The sequence below is a fragment of the Streptomyces sp. NPDC093111 genome (assembly GCF_040683955.1).
GTDB lineage: Bacteria > Actinomycetota > Actinomycetes > Streptomycetales > Streptomycetaceae > Streptomyces.
In genome coordinates, this window is sequence record NZ_JBFBNW010000005.1 from 379,582 (window position 1) to 390,180 (window position 10,599).

General features: G+C 74.1%; 8 protein-coding genes and 1 pseudogene. 3 read left to right on the plus strand and 6 right to left on the minus strand.

Annotated features, from left to right (window positions below):
* Positions 1–32: 32 nt before the first annotated feature.
* Positions 33–2,456: a Tex family protein gene (locus tag AB0Q96_RS11100; RefSeq protein WP_365323933.1), complete on the minus strand. Its 2,424-nt coding sequence runs from the start codon at positions 2,454–2,456 to the stop codon at positions 33–35.
* 161 nt (positions 2,457–2,617) lie between these two features.
* A complete protein-coding gene (locus AB0Q96_RS11105; protein WP_365323935.1) occupies positions 2,618–3,481 on the minus strand; it encodes a hypothetical protein in 864 nt (287 codons plus the stop codon).
* A 225-nt stretch (positions 3,482–3,706) separates the two neighbouring features.
* On the opposite strand from AB0Q96_RS11105, the gene AB0Q96_RS11110 reads away from it, so the two are divergent.
* Positions 3,707–4,747, plus strand: coding sequence for a GlxA family transcriptional regulator (locus AB0Q96_RS11110; protein ID WP_365323937.1), 1,041 nt, complete (start codon positions 3,707–3,709; stop codon positions 4,745–4,747).
* Positions 4,748–4,774: 27 nt separating this feature from the next.
* A complete protein-coding gene (locus AB0Q96_RS11115) occupies positions 4,775–5,416 on the plus strand; it encodes a DJ-1/PfpI family protein (protein ID WP_365323939.1) in 642 nt (213 codons plus the stop codon).
* Between the two features lie 12 nt (positions 5,417–5,428).
* Here AB0Q96_RS11115 and AB0Q96_RS11120 read toward each other — a convergent pair whose 3' ends face one another.
* Complete coding sequence (locus AB0Q96_RS11120) at positions 5,429–6,172, minus strand: enoyl-CoA hydratase/isomerase family protein (protein ID WP_365323941.1); 744 nt, start codon at positions 6,170–6,172, stop codon at positions 5,429–5,431.
* A 221-nt stretch (positions 6,173–6,393) separates the two neighbouring features.
* Between AB0Q96_RS11120 and AB0Q96_RS11125 the strand changes: the two are divergent.
* Positions 6,394–6,840 (plus strand): annotated as a pseudogene (locus tag AB0Q96_RS11125) (ATP-binding protein); the annotation flags it as partial.
* Positions 6,841–7,006: 166 nt separating this feature from the next.
* Here the strand turns inward: AB0Q96_RS11125 and idi are convergent.
* The 3 genes from idi to AB0Q96_RS11140 all read right to left on the minus strand — a co-directional run bounded on the left by idi (position 7,007) and on the right by AB0Q96_RS11140 (position 10,192).
* Positions 7,007–7,615, minus strand: coding sequence for an isopentenyl-diphosphate Delta-isomerase (idi, locus tag AB0Q96_RS11130; RefSeq protein WP_365323943.1), 609 nt, complete (start codon positions 7,613–7,615; stop codon positions 7,007–7,009).
* A gap of 159 nt (positions 7,616–7,774) precedes the next feature.
* Positions 7,775–9,040, minus strand: coding sequence for a bifunctional class I SAM-dependent methyltransferase/N-acetyltransferase (locus AB0Q96_RS11135; RefSeq protein WP_365324070.1), 1,266 nt, complete (start codon positions 9,038–9,040; stop codon positions 7,775–7,777).
* Positions 9,041–9,250: 210 nt separating this feature from the next.
* Positions 9,251–10,192 (minus strand): cation diffusion facilitator family transporter, encoded by a 942-nt coding sequence (locus tag AB0Q96_RS11140; protein ID WP_365323945.1) that lies wholly within the window; start codon positions 10,190–10,192, stop codon positions 9,251–9,253.
* Between the last annotated feature and the right edge of the window lie 407 nt (positions 10,193–10,599).

The following is a 10,599-nucleotide window of genomic DNA, read 5'->3' on the forward strand; positions in this document are numbered from 1 at the left end:
GGCCACACGGCCGGGCCCCCTCGGCGTTCACCTCACCGGCCGCGCCGCTTCCCGCCGCCGTTCTCGCCGAGCAGCCCCGCCTTGCGCAGGGCGTCGGCCATCGCGCTGTTGGAGGGGGCCGCGGCCGGGGCCGCACCCTGCGCCTGGCCGCGCCGCTGCTGCGGGGGACGCCCACCCCGGTCGCCGCCCCGGTCGCCACCGCGCTCGCCGCCCCGGTCGCGGCGCTCGCCGCGGTCCCGCCTCGGGGCGGACGCGGCGGGCTCCGCCGTCGTCGCCTCGTCGTCCAGGCGGAGGGTCAGCGAGATGCGCTTGCGCGGGATGTCGACGTCCAGGACCTTCACCCGGACCACGTCACCCGGCTTCACCACGTCCCGCGGGTCCTTGACGAAGGTCTTGGACATGGCGGAGACGTGCACGAGACCGTCCTGGTGCACACCGACGTCCACGAACGCGCCGAAGGCGGCCACGTTGGTGACGACGCCCTCCAGGACCATCCCGGACACCAGGTCGCCGATCTTCTCGACGCCCTCCTTGAACGTGGCCGTGCGGAACGCGGGACGCGGGTCGCGGCCCGGCTTCTCCAGCTCCCGCAGGATGTCGTTGACCGTGGGCAGACCGAAGGTCGCGTCCACGAACGTGTCGGCCCGCAGCGAGCGCAGCACGCCCGTGTTGCCGATCAGCGCGCCGACCTCGCCGCCCGCCGTCTTCACCATCCGCCGCACCACGGGGTACGCCTCGGGGTGCACGGCCGACGCGTCCAGCGGGTCGTCGCCGCCGCGGATGCGCAGGAAGCCGGCGCACTGCTCGTACGCCTTCGGGCCGAGCCGCGACACGTCCTTCAGCGCGCGCCGGGAGCGGAACGGGCCGTTGGCGTCGCGGTGCGCCACGATGTTCTCCGCGAGGCCCGCGCCGATGCCCGAGACCCGCGAAAGCAGCGGCGCGGACGCCGTGTTGACGTCGACGCCGACGCCGTTCACACAGTCCTCGACCACCGCGTCCAGGGAACGCGAGAGCTTCACCTCGGACAGGTCGTGCTGGTACTGGCCGACGCCGATCGACTTCGGGTCGATCTTCACGAGCTCGGCCAGCGGGTCCTGGAGCCGCCGCGCGATCGACACCGCGCCGCGCAACGACACGTCCAGATCCGGGAGTTCCTGCGAGGCGAACGCGGACGCCGAGTACACCGAGGCGCCGGCCTCCGACACCATCACCTTGGTGAGGTTCAACTCCGGGTGCTTGGCGATGAGTTCGGTCGCCAGCCGGTCCGTCTCGCGGGACGCCGTGCCGTTGCCGATGGCGACCAGCTCGACCGCGTGCTCCTTGGCGAGCCGGGCCAGCTTCGCGAGCGACTCGTCCCACTTGTTCGCCGGCACGTGCGGGTAGATCACGTCGGTGGCGACCACCTTGCCGGTCCCGTCGACCACGGCCACCTTCACCCCGGTACGGAAGCCGGGGTCGAGGCCGAGCGTCGCGCGGGTGCCGGCCGGCGCGGCGAGCAGCAGGTCGCGCAGGTTCGCCGCGAACACCCGCACCGCCTCGTCCTCGGCGGCCGTCCGCAGCCGCAGCCGCAGGTCGATGCCGAGGTGGACCAGGATCCGCGTCCGCCAGGCCCAGCGGACCGTGTCCAGGAGCCACTTGTCGCCGGGGCGGCCCCGGTCGGCGACGCCGAAGCGGTGCGCGACGATCGGCTCGTAGGAGGAGGTCGCGGTCGCCGTGGCGGCCTCCGACGGCTCCTCCGGTTCGAGCTCCAGGCTGAGCACGTCCTCCTTCTCGCCGCGCAGCATCGCGAGGATCCGGTGCGAGGGCAGCGCCGTGAACGGCTCGGCGAAGTCGAAGTAGTCGGCGAACTTCGCGCCCGCCTCCTCGTTGCCCGCCCGCACCTTGGCGACCAGCCGGCCCCGGCCCCACATCCGCTCGCGCAGCTCGCCGATCAGGTCGGCGTCCTCCGAGAACCGCTCCGTGAGGATCGCCCGCGCGCCCTCCAGGGCCGCCGCCGGGTCGGCGACGCCCTTGTCCGCGTCGACGAACGCGGCGGCCGCCGCGAGCGGGTCCACCGACGGGTCGCCGAGCAGCCCCTCGGCGAGCGGCGTCAGACCGGCCTCGCGGGCGATCTGCGCCTTGGTCCGCCGCTTCGGCTTGAACGGCAGGTAGATGTCCTCCAGCCGCGCCTTGGTGTCGGCGGCCAGCAGCCGCGCCTCCAGCTCCGGGGTGAGCTTGCCCTGCTCCCGCACGGAGTCGAGGACGGCGGCGCGCCGGTCCTCCAGCTCCCGCAGGTACCGCAGCCGCTCCTCCAGGGTGCGCAGCTGCGCGTCGTCGAGCAGCTCGGTCGCTTCCTTGCGGTAGCGCGCGATGAACGGCACGGTCGAGCCGCCGTCCAGTAGTTCGACGGCCGCCCTCACCTGTCGCTCGCGTACGCCGAGCTCCTCGGCGATCCTTGCCTCGATGGACGTCGTCACGATGTCCGACCCGCCTTCTCGTGCCTCTGGGTTGCGCATGCATTCTGCCCGGTCGCTCACCCGTACGCGGCAACCGACCCGCCCCGGACGGCGTCGAGCGGTGTCCGGCAGTGTCCGGCAGCGCCCGGCAGTGCCCGCCGAGGCCGGTCAGGCCCTTCCGGTCAGGCCCTCCCCATCAGGTCCGCCGGGAACGCGCCGGCGCCCACCGCCGTCACCAGGAAGCCCTTCGCCAGCGCGGTGAGCCGGGCGACCCCCTCCGCGCCCAGGCGCTCGTACGGGGCCGCGTCCAGGCGGTCTGTCTCGTCCTCCAGGGCCTCGCGCAGGGCCGTGCCCGCGCCGGTGAGCCCGCCCTCGGCGTCGAGCAGCCCGCGCCCGCGCAGCCGCTCCGCGGCCGCGTCCCAGTCGGCGCGCCGCCAGCCCCGGGTGCTGAGGATCCAGCGCGGGTTCATGCCCTGGCCGGAGGCCGTGTGGCTGACGAGCGCCTCCACCGGGTCGAGCCCCGCGCTCAGCAGGGACGCCATGTGCCCGTCGCCGCGGTGCTCGCGCAGCAGCGTCGTCGCGTGCCACAGGCGCAGGTGCGGGGCGTCCGGGACGGGCAGGTCGGCGTTGCCGGCGTACAGCGGGCGGGCGTGCCGGGTGCACCCCTCGGCGGCGTCCAGCGCGAGCTCGGCCGCCTCGGCCATCTCCGGCGAGGCGAGGGCCTCGGCGCCGAGCAGCCGGTTCAGGGTGGTGTCGGCCGCCCGCAGCCGGGCGTCGAGCACGGCGGCGGGGGAGGCGGACTCCCACACGCCCGGCAGGTGCCGGGCGAGCAGCCCGTGGTGGTAGTTGTAGAAGGTCGCGGCGACGGTCCCGGCGCCCACGGCCCCGAGCGGGGCGCTGCGCGCGGCCAGCCGCATCGCGGCCGGGTCCTCGATGCCGAGCTCCTTGCACTCGGTGTCCAGGTCGGGCGAGAAGAACAGCGTCGCGTGCAGCATGTTCATCCGGTGGGCGCAGCGGCGGCCGGCGAGGGGCGGCAGGTTCGTCATGCCGCGCACCTTACCTACCGGTCGGTACGGAGGGAACGCCGGGACCGGCCACGGTCCGCGCCCGCATGCGCGGGCGTTCGGAGGGCGGTCCGCCGGGGTGCGCGCGGCCGAAACACGGAGGGGCCGAAGCGCCCGAGGCCGCGCGCCTCCCGCCGTATCCGCGAAGGCAGGAAAGGTGGGGTATCCGTCCTTGCGGCCACCAGGGGCCGGGCGAAGGATGGGGCCATGCCGCAGCGACCCGTTCTCGTCGTGCTCTTCGACGCCGTGCAGAGCCTCGACGTCACCGGCCCGGTGGAGGTCTTCGCCGGGGCCGGCCGGGCGGCGGGCCTCCCGGACGCCTATCCCGTCCGCACCGCCTCGCTCGACGGCGGCCCGGTCCGCACCCACAGCGGGCTGCGGCTGCTCCCCGACACCAGCCTCGCCGAGGCCGTCGCCGACGGGCCCCCGCACACCCTCCTCGTCCCGGGCGGCGAGGGCACCCGCCATCCGGACCCCGCCCTCGTCGCGTGGCTGCGCGCCCACGGCCCCCGGGCCGAGCGGCTGGTCTCCGTGTGCACCGGCGCGCTGCTGCTCGCCGAGGCGGGGCTGCTCGACGGGCACCGGGTCACCACCCACTGGCTCGCCTGCGCGCAGCTCGCCCGCCGCTTCCCCGCCGTGGAGGTGGACCCGGACCCGATCTTCGTACGGGACGGGCGGCTCGCCACCTCCGCCGGGGTCACCGCGGGCATCGACCTCGCGCTCGCCCTGGTCGAGGAGGACCTGGGCCGCGACGTCGCCCTGACCGTCGCCCGCCACCTCGTCGTCTTCCTGCGCAGGCCCGGCAACCAGGCCCAGTTCAGCGTGCAGTTGTCCGCCCAGACCGCCCGCAGGGAACCGTTGCGCGAGCTCCAGCACTGGATCACCGAGCACCTCGACGGCGACCTGTCGGTCGAGGCGCTCGCCGCCCGCGCCCGGCTGTCGCCCCGTCACTTCGCGCGCGCCTTCCTGGCCGAGACCGGCACGACCCCCGGACGCTACGTGGACCGCGTACGCCTCGAACACGCCCGCCGGCTCCTGGAGGACTCCGGCCGGGGCGTCGAGGAGGTCTCCCGCGCGGCCGGCTACGGCACCCCCGAGGCCATGCGCCGCGCCTTCCTCAAGGCCCTGGGCACCGCCCCGGCGGAGTACCGCCGCCGCTTCCACGCCCCGGTCGACCGGCCCCGGCCCCGTACCGGGACGGCCCAGGTCGACCGCCCCCCGTCCCGCACCGGGACCCCGACCCCGTAACGCACCCCGCCACCGAAAGGAACCGCCGTGCAGATCGCCGTCGTCCTCTACGACCGCTTCACCACCCTCGACGCCATCGGTCCCTACGAGCTGCTCGCCCGGCTGCCCGGAGCCGAGACCGTCTTCGTCGCCAAGGAGGCCGGGCCGGTCAGGAACGACCAGGGCAGCCTCGCGCTCGTCGCGGACAAGACGCTCGCCGAGGTGCCCCGCCCCGACATCGTCCTGGTGCCGGGCGGCCCCGGCTCCCGCGAGGCCATGGACGACCCGGAGCTCCTCGCCTGGCTGCGCACCGCCGACGCGACCAGCACCTGGACCACCTCGGTGTGCACCGGCTCACTGGTCCTCGCCGGGGCGGGGCTCCTGGAGGGGCGCCGGGCCACCAGCCACTGGCTCGCCCTCGACGACCTGAAGCCGCTCGGCGCCGAGCCGACCGGCGAGCGGGTGGTCTTCGACGGCAAGTACGTGACGGCCGCCGGGGTCTCCTCCGGCATCGACATGGCGCTGCACCTGCTCGGCCGGATCGCGGGCGACGAGACCGCCCAGACGATCCAGCTGCTCACCGAGTACGACCCGCAGCCGCCGTACGACGCGGGTTCCCCGGAGAAGGCCCCGGCCTCGATCGTCGCCCACTGGCGCGGCCAGGCGGAGGAGGTCCTGGTCCAGGAGTGACCGGACGGGGCGTCAGAGTCCGTACGTGAAGCGGGCCGCGCGGCGCTCCAGGAAGGCGGCGACCCCCTCGGCGGTGTCGCCGCTGCCGCGCGCCTGCTCCGTCCAGTGCGCGTCCCGGTCGGTCCGCCCGTCGGCGAACTCCTTCGCGGCGGCCTGGGTGAGCAGGGAGCGGGAGACGAGGGTCCGGGTGAACTCGGCCACCCGCTTGTCGAGGGCGCCCACCGGGTGCACCTCGTCGACGAGGCCGGTCCGCAGGGCCCGCTCGGTGTCGATCAACTCGCCGGAGAACAGCAGGTGCTTGGCGGCCGAGGGGCCGACCAGGGCGGCGAGCCGCCGGGTGGAGGAGGACGGGTAGACGATGCCCAGCTTCGCCGGGGTCACCCCGAAGCGGGCGCCCTCCTCGGCGAAGCGCAGGTCGCAGGCGGCGGCGAGCTGGCTGCCGCCGCCCACGCAGAAGCCGCGGACGGCCGCGAGGGTCGGCTTGGGGAAGGCGGCGAGCGCCTCCTCGGCCCGTACCGCGAGGGCCTGCTGCTCGTCGCCCGGCTCGCGCAGCGCGGAGATGTCGGCCCCGGCGCAGAAGGTGTCGCCCGCGCCGGTCAGGACCAGCGCGCGGACGGCGGGGTCGACGGCGAGCGGGGCGAGCAGCTCCGGCAGCGCCCGCCACATCCCGGCGGTCATGGCGTTGCGCTTGGCCGGGTTCGCGATGACGACGGTGGCGACCTCGTCGGCGACGGTGACGGTCAGCTGGGGCTCCATGCGCCGGATGCTATCCGGGCGGCCGTATCGTCACACCGGCGCACCCTCCGAAGGTGTCAGCGGTCGGATCAAGAGCAGTCGAACAACTGACGTTGGCATACTCACCCGATCAGAACCCGGTCGATAGGCGTCGACTTCTGGTCAGTGGCCCGGTGCGCGCCGGTGGATTACCAAGACTCGACCTCGTGGCGACAATCGAGCACGAGGGCGGGAGTCGGATGATGGAGAGCCGCGGGAGCGTCCCCGCCCGGCCACCGTCCTACGAAGGGGTCTGGCGCTTCACCGCTCCCGCGGTCGACGTCTCCGTGCCGCAGGCCCGGCACGCGGTCCGCGACCTCCTGGCCCGCCAGGCCGTACCGGTCCACGAGGACATCCTCCAGGGGCTGCTCCTCATCGTCTCCGAGCTGGTCACCAACGCGGTGAAGCACGCCGCGTTGCTCTCCCCGCAGATAGCGGTGGAGGTGGCGATCGGGGCGGAGTGGATCCGGGTGTCCGTGGAGGACAACCACCCCTACCGCCCCAAGGCGCTGGAGGCCGAGTGGGGCCAGACCGGCGGACGCGGGCTGCTGCTGGTGCGGGAGATCGCCCTGGAGGCGGGCGGTGCCTGCGACGTCGAGCACACCGCGACCGGCGGGAAGATCATCTGGGCCGCGCTGCCGCTCAACCCGTTCGTGCCCGGCCGGGCACCGGCGGGACCGGCGGGACACGGTACGGCGGCACACGGTACGGCGGCGCCGGGCGCGCTGCCCGGCTCCGCCCAGGGAATCCCGGGACCCGCTCAGGGAATCCCGGGACCCGCTCAGGGAGTCCCGGGACACCTCCCGGGGGTCGGGATCACCAGCCCCCGGCCGGACCCGTCAGCTCCCTGATCGCCGGACGCGCCGCGTCGAGCACCGTCATGAACCAGGCGGAGAACGGCGCGGACGCGTGGCGCTCGGCCAGCTCCTCCGCGGTCACGAAGGCGGTCTCGCCGACCTCCTCCGGGTCCGGCCGCGGCCCGGCCTGCACCAGCCCGACGAACAGGTGGTTGAACTCCTGCTCCACCAGACCCGAGGCCGGGTCCGGGTGGTTGTAGCGGACCGTGCCCGCCTCGGCCATCAGCGAGGGCGAGACGCCCAGCTCCTCGAAGGTGCGCCGGGCCGCCGCCGCGAACGGCGCCTCGCCCGGGTACGGGTGCCCGCAGCAGGTGTTCGACCAGACGCCGGGGGAGTGGTACTTGCCCAGCGCGCGGCGCTGGAGCAGCAGCCGGCCCGACTCGTCGAAGAGGAAGACCGAGAAGGCACGGTGCAGCTGCCCCGGCGCCTGGTGCGCGGCCAGCTTCTCCGCCGTGCCGATCGTGACGCCGTCCTCGTCGACCAGTTCGAGCATGATCGACGCGTCGGCCGCGGTCGGCTGGACTCCGTTCGACGCGCTGTGGTCCACGGTGGCTGGTGTGGTCGGCATACCCATCCTTCGCTTCGGTCCTCGCCCTCGCGGGGCGTCCTCAGTCTGCCGTACAAAAGCGGCTTGTCCGTACTTCCGGGGCCTGACATGGCCGCTCCCGCCGCACCGGGCGGGCCCGGTGCGGCGGGAGCGGCCGGTGCGGCGGGAGCGGCCGGTGTGTCAGACGCCGAAAGCCGACGGATAGGTGATCGTGCCCCTGGTCACGGCCCCGGAACCGTCGAGATCCAGAGCCATCATCGCTTCGTCCGGAACCTCGAAGGTCGGCCGGATTCCATACTCGGACGCACGTACGAACCCGAACCGCGGGTAGTACTCCGGATGGCCCAGCACCAGGACGAGCCGCTCCCCGCGCAGCCGCGCCGCGTCGAGCACCGCCCGCACCACGGCCTGGCCGGCACCGGTGCGCTGGTACGCGGGGGCCACCGCGACCGGCGCCAGGGCCGCGGCCGGGACGCCGTCCACCCGGCAGCGGGTGATCAGCGCGTACGCGGCGACGGTGCCGTCCGGCGCCTCGGCCACGTAACTCAGCCCGGGCAGCCAGGCCTCCCGGTCCGCGCGCAGGGCGTCGACCAGGCCGGCCTCGTCCGGCGTGGGGAAGGCCGCCGCGTTGATCTCCCGTACGCGGGGGACGTCGGCCTCGGTCTCCGGCCGGGTCCGCCACCTCGGGTCGGCGGACCGCAGCACGAACCCGGCGTAGCCGTAGTCGGCGCCGTGCTCGCGGCGCAGCGCGATCTCGGCGCGGGCCCCGGCCACGGCCTCGGCCATGCCGGGCACCGAGAGGTCCGCCGCGTCGGCGTGCGCGGCGAGCGGACCGTAGTAGGCGTCCCAGTCGCCCTCCGGCTGGAGGTACGTGCCCAGGACGTGGAAGCCGGCCCCGACGGCCGCCGCCGCGTTCCCGGCGACGGTGCGGAGCCGGTAGTGCTCCTCCCAGAAGGCCCGGGCCGGGCCGCCCGGCTCGTCGGTGGTCCAGACGCACTCGGTGAGCACCAGGGTTCCTCCGGGTGCGAGGAGCCGGCGCCACTCGGCGAGCGCCCGGTCGAAGCCGATCACCCAGGCCGAGCTCTCGGCCCAGACGAGGTCGAAGGAGCCGTCGGGCAGCTCCTCCAGCGCGCCCATGTCGGCGCGCAGGGTGTGGATCCGGTCGTCGAGACCGCGGGTGGCGGCCGTGCGGCGCAGCTCGGCCAGGAACGGCTCGTGCAGGTCGACGGCGGTCACCTCGGCACCCGCCTCCGCGGCGAGCAGCAGCGCGGAGCGGCCGGGGCCGCAGCCCAGGTCGAGCACGCGCGGGCGCTCGGGCAGCGGGCCGGCCAGGGAGAGCAGACGGCGGGTGGTGGTGTCGGAGCCCGGGCCCTGCCGCGGCAGACCGTGGTGCAGGGCGAAGAAGGCGTCGCGCAGGGCGTCGCCGTCGGAGGGGGCGTCGGTGATGTCGGTGACGTCGGGGGTGGTGCTGATGTTGTCGGACAACGTAGGGGAACCCTTGGGTGAGAGGGTCCCGGCCGACGAGTGGATCAGGTCAGCCGGAGACCCGGAGGCTGAGGGACGACCGGGCGCTGCCGCTGCGGGCAGCCTCCATCGCGACGGTCATCAACCTCAGCTCCTCTCCACACTCACGTTCGGACCGCTCCAGGCTAACAGTCAGAGGCAGAGCTTGGCCTCGTGCTCGGCGTGCCCGGCCGGCTCCAGCTGGAAGGTGCAGTGCTCCACGTCGAAGTGCGAGCCCAGGCAGCCCTGGAGGTCGTGCAGCATCTTCTCGTGGCCGATCGCGTCCAGCGTGTCCTGGCTCACGACCACGTGCGCCGACAGCACCGGCATGCCCGAGGTGATCGTCCAGGCGTGCAGGTCGTGCACGTCCTCGACGCCCGGCAGTGCCAGGATGTGCGCCCGCACCTCCGCCATGTCGACGCCCTTGGGCGCCGCCTCCAGAAGCACGTCCAGGGTCTCCCGCAGCAGCTTGACCGTGCGCGGCACGATCATCAGGCCGATGAGGATCGAGGCGATCGGGTCCGCGTAGGACCAGCCGGTGGCCAGGATGATGCCCGCCGCGACCAGCACGGTCACCGAGCCGAGGGCGTCGGCCAGCACCTCCAGGTAGGCGCCCCGGACGTTCAGGCTCTCCTTCTGGCCGCGCATGAGCAGCGACAGCGAGATGATGTTGGCGACCAGGCCGATCAGCGCGAAGACGATGGTGAGACCGCCCTTGGTCGCGGCCGGCTCCATGAACCGCTGGATCGCCTCGTACAGCACGTAGCCGCCGACGCCGAGCAGCAGGAGACAGTTGGCGAGCGCGGCCAGGATCTCGGCGCGGGCGTAGCCGTAGGTGCGGTTGACCGACGGCGGCCGGTTGGCGAAGTGGATCGCGAGCAGCGCCATCCCGAGGCCGAGGGCGTCGGTGGCCATGTGGGCCGCGTCGGCGATCAGCGCGAGGGAGTCGGACAGCACACCACCGATGATCTCGACGACCATCACGGAGAGCGTGATGCCGAGTGCGATCCGCAGTCGGCTCTTGTAGGCCGCCGCCGCCGTACCCGTCGGCGGCGGGCCGCCGTGGCTGTGTCCGTGGTCGTGTCCAGCCCCCATGACAAGGCCTCCCGGTCGTGTCGTCCGTAAGCGTCGGATGAGCCCTGAGCGAGCCCGGAGTGAGCCCTGAGCGAGCCCGGTTCAGGTGCTCCGATTCGCAAGTGAACTACGGGTGGGGGGTATGTGCAACACGGTACTGAACACCGTTGTCATATGCTCTGACCTGCGGTTATGCATATCAGCCGCCGAGTGTCCCAAAACGTGCGCGCGGCTCCGCCCGGACGCGGTTTGTGAGCCGGGCGGCCGATCGCCCATGATGATCTCCGCAGGACGGGGCGCACGCGCGGGGACGCGGGTGGGCCCGGGGGAGTCCGCACCGCGAAACCTCGGTGAACTCGCGCTTCCGTTCATCCGATAGCCTCAGCCGACGTGCCGCGCCCGGTGCCGGGCCGCATCGCCGCGCCCGA

Coding starts and splice junctions, on each gene's coding strand:
- AB0Q96_RS11105 (WP_365323935.1), bottom strand. CDS start 3,481: ATGACGAACCTGCCGCCCCTCGCCGGCCGCCGCTGCGCCCACCGGATG.
- AB0Q96_RS11110 (WP_365323937.1), top strand. CDS start 3,707: ATGCCGCAGCGACCCGTTCTCGTCGTGCTCTTCGACGCCGTGCAGAGC.
- idi (WP_365323943.1), bottom strand. CDS start 7,615: ATGCCGACCACACCAGCCACCGTGGACCACAGCGCGTCGAACGGAGTC.
- AB0Q96_RS11120 (WP_365323941.1), bottom strand. CDS start 6,172: ATGGAGCCCCAGCTGACCGTCACCGTCGCCGACGAGGTCGCCACCGTC.
- AB0Q96_RS11140 (WP_365323945.1), bottom strand. CDS start 10,192: ATGGGGGCTGGACACGACCACGGACACAGCCACGGCGGCCCGCCGCCG.